The sequence below is a fragment of the Phytopseudomonas dryadis genome, from assembly GCF_004327355.1.
GTDB lineage: Bacteria > Pseudomonadota > Gammaproteobacteria > Pseudomonadales > Pseudomonadaceae > Aquipseudomonas > Aquipseudomonas dryadis.
Genome location: NZ_QJUM01000013.1, coordinates 126756 through 139959 on the forward strand (window position 1 = coordinate 126756; position 13204 = coordinate 139959).

At 65.7% G+C, this 13204-nt stretch carries 13 protein-coding genes; 6 read left to right on the forward strand and 7 right to left on the reverse strand.

What is annotated here, in order from left to right; translation table 11 throughout:
* Positions 1 to 267 precede the first annotated feature (267 nt).
* Positions 268 to 1392, forward strand: a complete 1125-nt coding sequence (locus DNK34_RS13060; protein WP_131174872.1) for a GNAT family N-acetyltransferase — start codon at positions 268 to 270, stop codon at positions 1390 to 1392.
* A gap of 17 nt (positions 1393 to 1409) precedes the next feature.
* Here DNK34_RS13060 and DNK34_RS13065 read toward each other — a convergent pair whose 3' ends face one another.
* From DNK34_RS13065 to DNK34_RS13085, 5 genes are all read right to left on the reverse strand, one after another.
* Positions 1410 to 1673 carry a DUF2790 domain-containing protein gene (locus tag DNK34_RS13065; RefSeq protein ID WP_131174873.1) on the reverse strand — a complete coding sequence of 88 codons (264 nt, stop codon included), beginning with the start codon at positions 1671 to 1673 and terminating at the stop codon, positions 1410 to 1412.
* A 270-nt stretch (positions 1674 to 1943) separates the two neighbouring features.
* The gene (locus DNK34_RS13070) at positions 1944 to 3776 is read right to left on the reverse strand and encodes an ABC transporter ATP-binding protein (protein WP_131174874.1); all 1833 of its coding nucleotides are present in this window, start codon (positions 3774 to 3776) and stop codon (positions 1944 to 1946) included.
* 153 nt (positions 3777 to 3929) lie between these two features.
* On the reverse strand, positions 3930 to 4484 hold the full coding sequence (locus DNK34_RS13075; RefSeq protein ID WP_131174875.1) for a peptidylprolyl isomerase: 555 nt from the start codon (positions 4482 to 4484) through the stop codon (positions 3930 to 3932).
* Positions 4478 to 5302, reverse strand: a complete 825-nt coding sequence (locus tag DNK34_RS13080; RefSeq protein WP_131174876.1) for an alpha/beta fold hydrolase — start codon at positions 5300 to 5302, stop codon at positions 4478 to 4480. Before DNK34_RS13080 ends, DNK34_RS13075 begins: the two co-directional genes overlap by 7 nt.
* A 12-nt stretch (positions 5303 to 5314) precedes the next feature.
* Positions 5315 to 6241 (reverse strand): LysR family transcriptional regulator, encoded by a 927-nt coding sequence (locus tag DNK34_RS13085; RefSeq protein ID WP_131174877.1) that lies wholly within the window; start codon positions 6239 to 6241, stop codon positions 5315 to 5317.
* A gap of 173 nt (positions 6242 to 6414) precedes the next feature.
* Between DNK34_RS13085 and DNK34_RS13090 the strand changes: the two genes are divergently transcribed.
* From DNK34_RS13090 to DNK34_RS13100, 3 genes are all read left to right on the forward strand, one after another.
* Positions 6415 to 6711 carry a 3-phosphoglycerate kinase gene (locus DNK34_RS13090; protein WP_131174878.1) on the forward strand — a complete coding sequence of 99 codons (297 nt, stop codon included), beginning with the start codon at positions 6415 to 6417 and terminating at the stop codon, positions 6709 to 6711.
* Positions 6712 to 7044: 333 nt separating this feature from the next.
* The gene (rarD, locus tag DNK34_RS13095; protein WP_131174879.1) at positions 7045 to 7950 is read left to right on the forward strand and encodes an EamA family transporter RarD; all 906 of its coding nucleotides are present in this window, start codon (positions 7045 to 7047) and stop codon (positions 7948 to 7950) included.
* A 100-nt stretch (positions 7951 to 8050) separates the two neighbouring features.
* Complete coding sequence (locus DNK34_RS13100) at positions 8051 to 9400, forward strand: DEAD/DEAH box helicase (RefSeq protein WP_131174880.1); 1350 nt, start codon at positions 8051 to 8053, stop codon at positions 9398 to 9400.
* A 222-nt stretch (positions 9401 to 9622) separates the two neighbouring features.
* Here the strand turns inward: DNK34_RS13100 and DNK34_RS13105 are convergent, their stop codons facing one another.
* Positions 9623 to 9913 (reverse strand): hypothetical protein, encoded by a 291-nt coding sequence (locus DNK34_RS13105; protein ID WP_131174881.1) that lies wholly within the window; start codon positions 9911 to 9913, stop codon positions 9623 to 9625.
* Between the two features lie 106 nt (positions 9914 to 10019).
* The gene (locus tag DNK34_RS13110; RefSeq protein ID WP_131174882.1) at positions 10020 to 11795 is read right to left on the reverse strand and encodes a S8/S53 family peptidase; all 1776 of its coding nucleotides are present in this window, start codon (positions 11793 to 11795) and stop codon (positions 10020 to 10022) included.
* 182 nt (positions 11796 to 11977) lie between these two features.
* On the opposite strand from DNK34_RS13110, the gene DNK34_RS13115 reads away from it, so the two are divergent.
* Together DNK34_RS13115 and DNK34_RS13120 are read left to right on the forward strand one after the other, a co-directional pair.
* Positions 11978 to 12385, forward strand: coding sequence for a transcriptional regulator (locus DNK34_RS13115; protein WP_131174883.1), 408 nt, complete (start codon positions 11978 to 11980; stop codon positions 12383 to 12385).
* Between the two features lie 80 nt (positions 12386 to 12465).
* Entirely contained in the window at positions 12466 to 13185 is a 720-nt protein-coding gene (locus tag DNK34_RS13120; protein WP_131174884.1) for a substrate-binding periplasmic protein, read from the forward strand.
* Positions 13186 to 13204: the final 19 nt, after the last annotated feature.

The following is a 13204-nucleotide window of genomic DNA, read 5'->3' on the forward strand; positions in this document are numbered from 1 at the left end:
CGTAGAGACCGTCCTGATCCTTGTGTAGGAGCGTCGACCCCCGATGGTAGCCATCGCCCAACATCTGTGGTGTGACCAGCAATCGCCCCGAGGTCGGGGCTCCTACAAGCGTGGCCATCTTCCGCGCTACATGAAAAATCGCTGCCGGTTATTTTTGTGGCCTGCCATCCCTGGCGGCCATCCTGCGGGCTGTGCCGTGGAAACGACACACAACCGTTCCCTGGGTTGGCGATATAGTGGGCACTGACCGCTACCCGGATACCTTCGATGCCCGTCTACAGCCTGCACGCTCTCAACGACCTCGCCGCACCCGTCTGGGATGGCTTGCTGAGCGAGCCCCAGCCGTTTCTGCGCCATGCCTTTCTCAGTGCCCTGGAGGACAGTGGCAGCGTCGGTGGGCGCAGTGGTTGGCAGGCGGCGCATCAAGTGGCGCTGGGCGCGCAGGGCGAGCCGGTCGCCGCATTGCCGGCCTATGTCAAACGCCACTCCTATGGCGAGTACGTGTTCGACCACGGCTGGGCCGATGCCTGCCAGCGAGCCGGCATCGACTACTACCCCAAGCTGCTCGGCGCCATTCCCTTTTCCCCGGTGACCGGTCAGCGCCTGCTCGGCACGCCGCAGGCGGCCGGACAGATGCTCGATGAGGTCACCGCCACGCTCGCGCAGCAGGGGCTGTCCGGGCTGCACATCAATTTCACCGACGCGGCCGCCAATGCCTTGCTGCAGGGGCGGGAGGGCTGGTTGCAGCGCCTGGGTTGCCAGTTCCACTGGCACAACCGCGGCTACCGGGATTTTCAGGATTTCCTCGACGGCCTCAGTTCGCGCAAGCGCAAGCAGATGCGCAAGGAGCGTGAGCAGGTGGCGGGGCAGGGCATCGTCTTCGAGTGGCGCGAAGGCCAGCAGTTGAGCGAGGCCGAGTGGGATTTCGTCTACCTGTGCTACGCCAATACCTACCACGTGCGCGGCCAGTCGCCCTATCTGACCCGGGCCTTCTTCAGCCTGCTGGCCGAGCGTATGCCCGAGGCCATTCGCGTGGTGCTGTCCCGGCAGGGGGCTCGGCCGGTGGCCATGGCCTTCAGCCTGATCGCTGCCGGCCGCCTGTATGGGCGCTACTGGGGCTGCCTGGCCGAATTCGACCGGCTGCATTTCGAGACCTGTTTCTATCAGGGCATGGAGCTGGCGATCGCCCAGGGCCTGCAGCGTTTCGATGCCGGCGCCCAGGGCGAGCACAAACTGATACGCGGTTTCGAGCCGGTGATCACCCATTCCTGGCACTACCTGGTGCACGACGGGTTGCGGGCGGCGGTCGAGGCGTTTCTGCGCGAGGAACGCGAAGGGGTACTGGCGTACGCCCGGCAGGCGCGCGAGGCCCTGCCTTATCGGCAGGCCTGATGCGCTGGGCGGGTGGATCAACCGTCGTTACGACCGCCCCATTCGAGGAAGCGCAACTTGTGGGTTTCACCCTGGCTGTCGGTGTAGACCATGATCACCGGTACCACGCCGGTCTTGTCCGAGACGTCGGTGCGGAACAGCACTTTCTGCACATCGACCTTCATGCCGTAGTGGTAGTCCTCGACCGGCAGCCCGGCGCCGGGTTGGCGCGTGATGTCGGCGGCGAAAACGGCAGGTGCGAGGCTGGACAGTACAGCGGTTACAACGGATGCGATTTTCATGGAGTCGTCCTCAATGCAAGTTGAGGGTTCGCCCGCCCTGGAGCGCCGACGAACCCCGGCAAGCATCAAGCGAAACGCGCGGTGTCCATCGGCTGGTCGGGTTGGGACTCATCGGGGCTGCGGTTTGGCTTGGTACGACGCCATGGAACCAATAAAGCCGGGGCAGGTGAAATCGATGGCTTTTGTAGTCTTCATCAGTGCCAATGATGGATATTAGCAAGCTACCTATCTGAGTGTTCCCGGCGCGCCTGCCCGCGCCGGCGGGCCCGCTCAATCGACGCCGACGAAACCACCGGTCTGGTGCTGCCACAGGCGCGCATACAGGCCGCCACGTTCGATCAGTTCGCTATGGGTACCGGTTTCGATCACCTGGCCCTTGTCGATCACCACCAGGCGGTCCATGCGGGCGATGGTGGAGAGGCGGTGGGCGATGGCGATCACCGTCTTGCCTTCCATCAGGCTGTCCAGGCTTTCCTGGATGGCGGCTTCCACTTCGGAGTCCAGCGCCGAGGTCGCCTCGTCGAGGATCAGAATCGGCGCATCCTTGAGCAGCACCCGGGCGATGGCGATGCGCTGGCGCTGGCCGCCGGAGAGCTTGACGCCACGCTCGCCGACGTAGGCATCGAAGCCATGGCCGCCCTGGCCGTCGTCGAGCAGCGGAATGAAGCCGTCGGCGCGGGCCTTGCGCGCCGCTTCCCAGAGTTCCTCGTCGCTCGCCTCGGGTTTGCCGTAGCGCAGGTTGTCGCGGATCGAGCGGTGCAGCAGGGAGGTGTCCTGGGTGACCACGCCGATGCGCGCGCGCAGGCTTTCCTGGGTGACCTCGGCGATATCCTGGCCATCGATGAGGATGCGCCCGCTTTCCAGGTCGTACAGGCGCAGCAGCAGATTGACCAGGGTCGACTTGCCGGCGCCGGACGGGCCGACCAGGCCGATCTTCTCGCCGGGACCAATGGCGATGTCGAGGCCACTGATCACGCCCTCCTGTTTGCCATAGTGGAAGTGGATGTTGTCGAAGTGCACGGCGCCCCGTTCGACCTGCAGCGGTTTGGCCTCGGCCCGGTCGAGTATGTGGCGCGGCTGGACGATGGTGCGCATGCCGTCCTGCACGGTGCCGACGTTCTCGAAGATGCCATTGACCACCCACATGATCCATTCGGCCATGTTGTTGATGCGGATCACCAGGCCCAGGGCCAGGGCGATGGCGCCGGTACTGATCAGCGACTCGCTCCACAGCCACAGGGCCAGGGCGCCGGTAGCGACGATCAACAGGCCATTGATGCAGGTGATGCTGAAGTCCAGGGCGGTGATGGTGCGCGTTTGCAGGCGGAACTTGTCGAGCAGCTCCTGCATGGCTTCGCGGGCGTAGCTTTCCTCTTCCCGCGAGTGGGCGAACAGCTTGAGCGTGGCGGCGTTGCTGTAACCGTCGACCACCCGGCCCATGACCTTGGAACGGGCCGCGGAGGCGGCCGCCGAGCGCGCCTTGATGCGCGGCACGAAATACCACAGCGAGGCGCTGTAGGCGAGGATCCACAAGGCCAGGGGCACGACCAGGCGCAGGTCGGCGGCGGCGAACAGGTACAGCGCACTGCCGGCGTACACCACCACGTGCCACAGCGCATCGATCACCTGCATGGCCGAGTCGCGCAGCGACGGGCCGGTCTGCATCACCCGCTGGGCGATGCGTCCGGCGAAATCGTTCTGGAAGAAGCTCAGGCTCTGCTTGAGCACGTAGCGGTGGTTCTGCCAGCGAATCAGGTTGGTCAGGCCGGGGTTGATGGCCTGGTGGGTGAGCAGGTTGTGCAGGCCGAACACCAGCGGGCGGATGATCAGCGCCACCAGCGCCATCCACAACAGCTCGTCGCGGTGCTGGGCGAAGAATTCGCTGCTCTGGGCGCCCTGGGCCATGTCGATCAGTTGCCCGAGAAAGCTGAACAGCGCCACTTCGATCACCGCCGCGAGGAAGCCGATCACCAGCACCGCGATCATCAGTGGCCATACCTGTTTCAGGTAATGGGCGTAGAAACGCAGCATGCCGCTGGGGGGCTCCACGTCGGGGGCCGGTTTGAATACGTCGATCAGGGCTTCGAAACGGCGGAACAACATGGGTGCAGTCTGCTCTGGCTGGTGAGCGGGAGGCGGGCTTCCCGGAGGGGTGGCAGGCGTGGCCTGTCAGGCGAGGCTCGAGGCGTAGCGGCGAGCGCGGCGCTCGCGGGTAATCCACAGGCTCTGGCCTGCGGGTTACCCGGGTGCAGGGTATCAGAGGCGTTTGGCTTCAAGAATAAGAATCGGTTCCAGTGGCACGTTTTGCTGGCCGGCGCGGTTGGCGGTGCGCACCTGGGCGATCTTGTCGACCACGTCCATGCCCTTGAGCACCTTGCCGAACACGGCATAGCCGAAGTCGCGCGAGCCGTGGTCGAGGAAGGCGTTGTCGCTGTGGTTGATGAAGAACTGGCTGGTGGCCGAATCCCGCGCCTGGGTGCGTGCCATGGCCAGGGTGCCGCGTACGTTGTGCAGGCCGTTGTCGGCTTCGTTCCTGATCGGCGCCTCGGTCTGTTTCTGGCGCATGCTGGCATCGAAGCCGCCGCCCTGAATCATGAAGCCCGGGATCACCCGGTGGAACTGGGTGTCCTTGTAGAAGCCGCTGTCGACGTAGGCGAGGAAGTTCCTGGTGCTGATCGGCGCGTTCTGCTCGTCGAGCTGGACTTCGATGTCGCCCAGGCTGGTGGTCAGCAGCACGATCGGATTTTCCGCGGCCATGACCTGCACGGCGAACAGCAGCGAGCAGGCGGTGAGGGCAAGTTTTTTCAGCATGTGGACTGATCCTTGTTTGAGGTTGGGGCAGTCTTTTCGACTTCCCGGAGAAAGGCAAGCAGGCTGTGGTTGAAGCGTTCGGGTTGATCCAGCGGGGTGGCGTGTCGCGAATCCTCGATGACCAGCAGCCGCGCGTTGGGCAACTCGTCCACATAGGCCTGTTTCTGCGCCACCGGGGTGTAATCGTGGTCGGCGCTGACGACCAGGGTTGGACAGGTGATGCGCGCCAGGCGTTCCCGTACGCCCCAGCCGATGATGGCGTCCAGGCTGGCCAGGTAGGCACGCTTGTCGTTGCGTGGCCAGCGTTCCTCGAGCTTGCGCCGCAGCTCGGCCTGTTCGGGCTTGGGGAACAGCAGGCGGGCCAGGGCCCTGGCGATGGTTTCCAGGCTCAGCAGGCGCGACAGCGTCCAGCGCCTGGCGATTTCCAGGTAGTCGCGCGGCTTGCGGGCCTTCACTTCCGGGCCGCTGTTGACGATGGTCAGGCTGTGCAGCAGGTGGGGCTGATCGACGCCGAGCTGGAAGCCGATCATGCCGCCCATGGAGATGCCCACCAGGTGCACGCGGGGCAGGCCGAGGTGCTCGAGCAGGGCGGCGGCATCGCTGGCGAAGTCGGCGATGCGGTAGCGCTCCCGTGGTTTGTCGGAACGGCCATGGCCGCGCACGTCGAGGGCGATCACGCGGTGCCGGGCCGCCAGCTCGGGGATCTGGTATTCCCAGTCCAGGGTGCTCGAGCCCAGGCCATGGAGCAGCAGTACCGGCGTGCCGTGGCCATATTCCTCGTAGTGCAGTTGGCACCCGTCGTGATCGAAATAGGGCATGGCGGATTCCTCTCAGGCGGGCGGCTGGAGCGCGGCGAGGTCGGCATCCAGGGGGGCGGCGTCGAAGCGCTGGATCAGCTCGGTGAGAATCTGCGTGGCCGGCCCCAGCGCCTTGTCCTTGCTGGCATAGAGGAAGAACACCGGGCTGCGGCTGCCGCCCTTGTCCAGGGGCAGGGGCTTGAGCAGGCCGTCCTTGAGTTCGCGCTCGATCATGTGCCGTGGCAGCCAGGCGAAGCCCAGGCCATTGCTGATGAAGGTGGCGGCGGTGGCCAGGCTGCCGACCGTCCAGCGCTGCTCGGCGCCGAGCCAGCCGACGTCCCGGGGCTGCTGGCGGCCGGAGTCGCGGATGACCACCTGCATCTGGGTTTCCAGGTCCTGGACATTCAATTGCCGCTGCATGCGGTGCAGGGCGTGATCGGGATGGGCCACGGCGACGAACTCCACCGGGCTCATTTCCGAGCCGAGAAAACCGGGAATGTTGTAGCCGCTGATGGCCAGGTCGGCGATGCCTTCCTTGAGCACCTCTTCGACGCCCGAGAGGACTTCCTCGCGCAGGCGTACACGGCAGCCGCGGCTCTGCGGCATGAAGGCGGTGAGGGCGCGTACCAGGCGGGTATTGGGGTAGGCGGCATCCACCACCAGGCGCACCTCGGCTTCCCAGCCCTGTTCCATGTGCTGGGCCAGTTCCTCGAGCTGGCTGGCCTGCTTGACCAGTTGCCGGGAGCGCCGCAGCAGCACGTCGCCAGCTTCGGTGAGCACCGCCTTGCGTCCCTCGATGCGCAGCAGCGGCACGCCCAGTTGCTCCTGCATGCGCGCCACCGTATAGCTGATCGACGATTGCGAGCGGTGCAGAACCTCGGCCGCCTGGGCGAAGCCGCCATGATCGACCACGGCCTGCAGGGTGCGCCATTGATCGAGGGTTACACGTGGGGCCTTCATAGCATCTCCTGTCGAAGCCGGCCGCGTGCACGGGAAGCGGAACTGGCCCTAAACTGGCAGCCCATCATTGGAGACTGCCCATGAAAAAATGGCCGCAAGCAATCGTTGACGTCGCTGGCGACGGCCCCACGGCTGGCCGCCAGGGATGGCGGGCCGGGAAAAGACTCTGCTGCGTGCTGGCCACCTTGCTGCCGTTGACGGCCCAGGCCTATCCCATCGAACTGGAGAAACAGCTCAACGGCGCCGAAGTCTCGGCCAGCACCCAGGAAATCGACCACAACATGGCCGCGGTGTTGCTGCACAACTACGGTGAGACCGCGGCCGACTGCAAGGCGGTGTTGCGCAATGGTCCCGAGGCGCCGCGCACGCGCAGCGTGAAACTGGCGGCAGGGCAGAACGGCAACCTGACCGTCAGGTTCGCGCGCAGCATCATTCGCCTGCGCGTGCAGCTGACCTGTACGCCACAGTGACGGTCCTTCCTGGCTGCCGGGCAGCCTAGTGCTGGCCGGTCCATAAATCAATATAGCCGATATTTAGCGGCGGATATCTGCGCTTTTTTATCGAATCCTGCGTTCCTGGTCTGGCTTCCATGGCTATTTCAACGCCTCGTTCGATGGCGTGGGGCATGTCTCGGGTACGGGTGAGCGAAGCGGTTTGCCTGACTGGCGATGAATCGTTATGGTGCGCCGCCTGCGCGCGCAGCGGCATCGGCGTGCCTGTCCGCGCCGCATCGGGACCGGGGGCGCGGCGGGCTGATAGCCTGAGCGTTGCCCGCACGCCAAATGATCCATTCGAGGTGCACGATGACGCTTTCCGGACGTGGTGTGGTGCTGTCGATCAGCGCCTCGATCCTGTTCGCCCTGATTCCCGGTTATGTGCAGATGCTGGCGCCGCTGGATGGCCTGCAGGTGTTCGCCCAGCGCGTGCTGTGGTCGATCCCGGCGGTACTGTTGCTGGTGACCCTGCTGCGTCAGTGGCCGGTGCTGCGTGGCGTCTTGCAGCGCCTGCGCCGCGAGCCCCTGCTGCTGGCGGCCTTGCCGCTGTCGGCGCTGCTCATCGGGGTGCAGTGGCTGCTGTTCGTCTGGGCGCCGCTGGCCGGGCGCATGCTCGATGCCACCCTGGGTTATTTCCTGTTGCCGCTGTTGATGGTGCTGGTGGGGCGGCTGTTCTATGGCGAGCGCCTGCGCCCGCTGCAGAAGCTGGCCGTGGCCTGTGCCTTCGCCGGTGTGCTGCACGAGGTATGGCGCATCCAGGCGTTTTCCTGGGTGACCCTGGCTACCGCCCTGGGCTATCCGCCTTATTTCATGCTGCGCCGCTGGATGCGGCTGGACGCCTTGTCCGGGTTGATCCTGGAGATGTTGCTGCTGGCACCGCTGGCGCTCTGGGTGATCGTGCACTGGGCGCCGGCGGGCGCTTTCGGCCAGGCGCCGCAGTTGTGGTGGCTGCTGCCGGGGATGGCACTGCTCGGCGCCATCGCCCTGGCGGCGATGATGGCCTCGACGCGGCTGTTGCCACTGGGGCTGTTCGGCATTCTCAGCTACGTGGAGCCGGTGCTGCTGTTTCTGGTCAGCCTGGTGTTCCTCGGCGAGCGTTTCGATAGCGGTCAATGGCTGACCTACCTGCCGATCTGGCTGGCGGTGTCGCTGGTCGGTTGGGACAGTGCCCGGCTGTTGCTCAAGCAGTGGCGGGTCGCGCGCCCGGGCGGCTGATCAGCCCAGCGTGCGCCGGCCCCGCGAGAAAGCATTCGGCCCCGGAGCGCGAACACGGTAGGCTATACGGCTGATTTTCCGTTTTCATCGAGGTTGCCCCGTGTTTTCCCAATTCGCCCTGCATGAACGCCTGCTCAAAGCCGTGGCCGAGCTTAATTTCGTCGAGCCCACCCCGGTACAGGTGGCGGCCATTCCGCCCGCGCTGCAGGGCAAGGATCTGCGTGTGACCGCCCAGACCGGTAGCGGCAAGACCGCGGCCTTCGTGCTGCCGCTGCTCAATCGCCTGCTCGGCGACGGTGCCGCCCGGCCGCGGGTGAGCATCCGCGCGATGATCCTGCTGCCGACCCGCGAGCTGGCCCAGCAGACCCTCAAGGAAGTCGAGCGCTTCGCCCAGTACACCTTCATCAAGCCGGGCCTGATCACCGGCGGCGAAGACTTCAAGGTGCAGGCCGCCATGCTGCGCAAGGTCGACATCCTGATCGGCACGCCCGGTCGCCTGATCGAGCACGCCAACGCCGGCAATCTGCTGCTCGACGAGGTCGAGGTGCTGGTGCTCGACGAGGCCGACCGCATGCTCGACATGGGCTTCGCCGAAGACGTGCAGCGCCTGGCCGAGTTGTGCGCCAAGGATCGCCAGACCCTGCTGTTTTCCGCCACCAGCGGTGGTTCCGGGCTGCGCGAGATCGTCGCCAAGGTGCTGCGCGAGCCCCAGCACCTGCAGCTCAACAGCGTCAGCCAGCTGGCCGAAGGCACTCGCCAGCAGATCATCACCGCCGACCACAACCACCACAAGGAACAACTGGTCGAGTGGCTGCTGGCCAACGAGAGCTACGACAAGGCGATCGTCTTCACCAACACCCGGGTGCAGGCCGATCGTCTCTACGGCAAGCTGGTGGCCCGCGAATTCAAGGCCTTCGTGCTGCATGGCGAGAAGGACCAGAAGGATCGCAAGCTGGCCATCGACCGCCTGCGCCAGGGGGCGGTCAAGGTGCTGGTGGCCACCGATGTGGCGGCCCGCGGCCTGGATGTCGACGGCCTCGATCTGGTGATCAACTTCGACATGCCGCGCTCCGGCGACGAGTACGTGCACCGCATCGGCCGTACCGGCCGCGCCGGCGGCGAGGGCCTGGCCATCTCGCTGATCTGCCATAACGACTGGAACCTGATGTCGAGCATCGAACGCTACCTCAAGCAGCGTTTCGAGCGGCGCGGCATCAAGGAACTCAAAGGCACCTACCAGGGGCCGAAGAACCTCAAGGCCTCCGGCAAGGCGGTCGGGGCGAAGAAGAAAAAGGTCGACCCGAAGACCGGCAAGAAGCTCGCCAAGAAGCCGGCCGCCAAGGCGCCCAGCAAGCGCAACAGCGCCAACCGGCCGAAGAGCGATACCCCCGCCCTGGTCAGCCAGGACGGCCTGGCGCCCCTCAAGCGCCGCGCGCCCAGCGCCGAGTAGGCGCCTGCCCGGACACCAGTGTCGCATGGTCGATGTGCCCGAGGCGGCGAACGGGGGCAATTGAGCTGCAAGCCACAAGCCACAAGCTACAAGATAGAAGCAAGAGCGATAGAGCGCTCCGAACCACTTTTAACTTGAAGCTTGAAGCTTATGGCTGCTATGGCCTTTGAGCGGCGACTCAGCCCGTTCGCTCGGATACGACATTTGATCCGTGATGTGGCCCTAGTCCATCTGTTCTTCGACTTCGCCGCCGGCCTCTTCCAGCTCGCGCAGGCGCTGGTCGTAGGCATCGCAATCGTTGCCCAGTTCATCGGACCGGGTCTGCGGGTCGAGATCCTTGAGTTCCTCGCGCAGCGCGGCCGCCCGTTCCGGATCGCGCTGGGTGATTTCGGCAACCTTGGCGGCCAGTTGCTCGGCTTTCGCCGTGGCTTCCTCGGGGGTACAGGCCTGAGCCGAGCCATGGGCGCAGAGCGCCAGTGCCAGGACGAAGAGCGGAATCAGTGGCTGGGTCATGATCAAATCCTCACAGTCGGCATGGATATGCCTGTGCGGTTGATCGCCGCGGGTCGCACGAAGTTCAGGCTTTAGGGCGTGTGGGCCGTTGTGCGGTCGACGTGCCCTAACGCACCCGATCCAGGCTCTTTACCGCCAGATCCAGCGCCTTCTGCATATCCAGGCGCGCCGAGCGGCCGATGTCCTTGTCGTGCATGTCGAAGTTACGCTCGGAGGGCAGGATCGGCGCGGTCAGGTCCTCGGCATCGGTCGGTTCGAAGTCGAACTCCTCGCCTATGGTCATGGCGCTTCGGCGCAGCAGCATGCGCAACTGCTCGGGCTGCAGTTCGGGGTTGATCGACAGCATCGCCGCGACGACCCCGCTGACCAGGGGCGTCGCGTAGGAGGTGCCGCAGTGCACGCTGCCCCGTTGCTCCTCGCTGGCGCTGGATGCGCGCACGCAGGCCGCGGCGGTGATGTCCACCCGGGTGTCGATGTTCGAGGCGCTGCGCTTGTTGACGTAGGCCGGGTCGTCCACGGCGACATCGTGGCGTTCGCTGCGCTGGTGGCCGCCGACCACGAGCAACTGATCGGTGACGAAGGAGGAGGGCAGGCGGTACTCGTCGGTGCCGGAGAACGAGGCGCCGTTGCCCGCGGAATTGACCACCAGCACATCCGGGTGCTCGCGGCGCAGCCAGAGGAAGAACTCTTCGAGCAGCTCCTCGTAGCCGCTCATGGCCAGCCCGGAGCGTACCAGTGAGTCGACGGCGTCACCGTCGACGTTCCTGGCGCCGACGCGGTGAATGCCCCAGCTCCAGTTGAGTACCCGCACACCGTCCTCCACCAGGTTGACCGAGGCGGCGATGTTGGCGGTGATACCGGCATCGGCGTTGCGCTCAACGATCACCTCGAAGCCTGGCCCGGCGCCGTCCAGGCCACGCAGAAAGCCGGTATTGCCGCCTTTGTCCCAGCGCGCCGCGAGAATCCCGGCGACCGTCGAGCCGTGGCCATCCGGTCGATTCGCGTCACGACCGTACAGGCGGGTATGCGGGGTATTGTCCTGGCGCTCGGCGGCGCCGAGGTAGTCGCTGAAATCGGGCGCATCGAAATCCACATTGCGTTCGATGATGCCAAGGCGCACCGGCCGGGTGGCGATGGGCGAGCGTTTGGAGGGAATGCGCCGCTGGTAGTAGTTCACCGCATCGAGGAAGCGGTTGGCCACCCACTCGTCCTCATCGGGCTCCTGCCGCGCGGTGTCGCGGGCCGCGACCTCGCGCTCCTCGGCCGAGGACTCTTCGATCACCACCGCGTCCACGCTGAGCTCGCTGCCCAGGCGCAGCACCAGGGCGTCGCGCTCGATCAGGTCGCGCGCCGGCAGGCGCAACTGATAGGTATTGAGCGGCGGGATCGCGCCGACCACTTCGGCATCGTACTTTTTCGCCAGCGCCCGGGCCGTTTCCAGGCCCTCGGCGTCCTCTTCGATGATCAGGCTGACCAGGTCGACATAGGTGTTCAGGCCGTCCATGTTCTGCGCCACTTCCCCTGGTTTGGCGGCCAGCACATGGCTGCCGGCCAGGGACAGCCACACCGGGTTGCTGGTCGCGCCGGCCTGGCTCAGCCACAGTGGGCCGCTGCTTTGCCTGGTGCTGTCGAGGTGGATGCGCAGGCCCTGGCCGTTGCGCTCGATGGCGGCCCCGGGGAGCGCCTTGCCGGCCAGTAGCACCTCCAGGGCGCCGTTCTGGAGGCCCGTCGCGTCCAGGCAGAAGGTCTGCTCCTGCAGCGTCAGCAGGTCGCCGCAACGGTACAGGTGGGTCAGGCGCAGCGGCTCGGCCGCCAGGGCCAACTGGCCGCTGCTTGCCAGAAACAGGCCGCTCAACAGCGCGCCCAGGGTCAGGTGAGGCATGGACATTCCTTCGTGCATAAGGCGATGCGGCTCAGACCCGGGGCATTCGGCCTTGGTTCATGGCTCCTGTTCGCAGATAGGGCGAACCTTAGTCGCCGGCCTGGCGTCACAACTGCATCGAGTGCCTGCGGGCACCGCGCCCGGTACGTCCATCGGGCGCCAGAACAGTGGGAGACGATCACATGACGACTCAGGCGAAAACCCATAACTGGGATCTGATCGAACGTATGCTGCACGAGGTGCAGAACTCTGCCGACAAGCCGTTCGCGCCGCGCCTGTGCGCCGAAGAGCTGGCGCAGGCGTTGCAGCAGGCCGGCAAGCCCGTCGCCAACCTGGACAGCCTCAAGGCCGAGGCGGGCGAGTACGAAGCCAAGCTGCTGGCGGCCGGCTTCATCGAACCACGCCCCGAAGCGGAAGGCGGCAATGGCGAGAACTTCATCCTGACACCCCGTGGCCTGCAACTGCTGAGCATGATCGACAGCAGCTTCCCGGGGGAGGAGCACCCGCGTGAAGTGCTCGACCGGCATGGCCTGGCCGCACTGACACCGGAAGTCTTCGATAGCCTGGCGCCAAGGGCAACGCTGGTCTGAGTCTAGTCGCTGCCGCAGTTGCATGGGCATACTGCCGCCACGGCAATCGGTTGCGCATTTGGTGAGCGACGGGTGGACGCATGAAGTGGTGGGCAGTCGGGCTGTTGCTGATCGCGCTGGACGGCGTGGCACAGGAGCTGAGGATAGGCTTCGGCACACACAAGCCGCCCTATGTCTTCGAAACCGAAGACAAGGGGCTCGAGTACGACATCGTGATTGCCGCGGCGCGAGCGGCGGGGTTCAGCGTACGGCCTTATTACGCGCCCATGGAGCGGCTGCATGTGGCACTGAGCCGGGGCGAGCTCGACGGCATCACCACCACCAACCGCTTCGACGGCGTCGCGGCGTTCTACTCGCAGCCCTATATCCACTACCACAACGTCGCCGTGGCCCTGGCCTCGCGCAATCTTTCCATCGCCACGATCGCCGACCTCGGGCAGTACTCGGTCAGCGCCTTCCAGCGCGCGCGCTTCCTGCTCGGCGCTGAATACCGGCGCATGGCCGAGGCCAATCCGCGTTACCATGAGCAGGCTCAGCAGATCGCCCGTAACCGCCTGCTCTACAGCGGCCGGGTCGAAGTCGTGGTGGCGGACCGGCGCATCTTTCGCTACTTCAACCGTGAAGTCTACGACCAGGTCGACGCCGGCCAGCCGATCGTCGAGTACCCGATATTCCCCGCCACGGCCTATCAACTCGGGCTGCGCGACTCGCAGGTGCGCGATCGCTTCGATCGGGGGCTGGCGAGCATCCGCGCGAGTGGCGAATACACCGAGATCGAGCGCCGCTACGCCTTGTATTGAGGTGCGAAGTGGCGGCGTC

Excerpts from the sequence above, each read along its gene's own strand:
- DNK34_RS13065 (WP_131174873.1), bottom strand. The coding sequence starts at position 1,673 with ATGAAAATCGCATCCGTTGTAACCGCTGTACTGTCCAGCCTCGCACCT.
- DNK34_RS13085 (WP_131174877.1), bottom strand. The coding sequence starts at position 6,241 with ATGAAGGCCCCACGTGTAACCCTCGATCAATGGCGCACCCTGCAGGCC.
- DNK34_RS13060 (WP_131174872.1), top strand. The coding sequence starts at position 268 with ATGCCCGTCTACAGCCTGCACGCTCTCAACGACCTCGCCGCACCCGTC.
- DNK34_RS13105 (WP_131174881.1), bottom strand. The coding sequence starts at position 9,913 with ATGACCCAGCCACTGATTCCGCTCTTCGTCCTGGCACTGGCGCTCTGC.
- DNK34_RS13120 (WP_131174884.1), top strand. The coding sequence starts at position 12,466 with ATGAAGTGGTGGGCAGTCGGGCTGTTGCTGATCGCGCTGGACGGCGTG.
- rarD (WP_131174879.1), top strand. The coding sequence starts at position 7,045 with ATGACGCTTTCCGGACGTGGTGTGGTGCTGTCGATCAGCGCCTCGATC.
- DNK34_RS13075 (WP_131174875.1), bottom strand. The coding sequence starts at position 4,484 with ATGCTGAAAAAACTTGCCCTCACCGCCTGCTCGCTGCTGTTCGCCGTG.
- DNK34_RS13115 (WP_131174883.1), top strand. The coding sequence starts at position 11,978 with ATGACGACTCAGGCGAAAACCCATAACTGGGATCTGATCGAACGTATG.
- DNK34_RS13110 (WP_131174882.1), bottom strand. The coding sequence starts at position 11,795 with ATGCCTCACCTGACCCTGGGCGCGCTGTTGAGCGGCCTGTTTCTGGCA.
- DNK34_RS13080 (WP_131174876.1), bottom strand. The coding sequence starts at position 5,302 with ATGCCCTATTTCGATCACGACGGGTGCCAACTGCACTACGAGGAATAT.
- DNK34_RS13070 (WP_131174874.1), bottom strand. The coding sequence starts at position 3,776 with ATGTTGTTCCGCCGTTTCGAAGCCCTGATCGACGTATTCAAACCGGCC.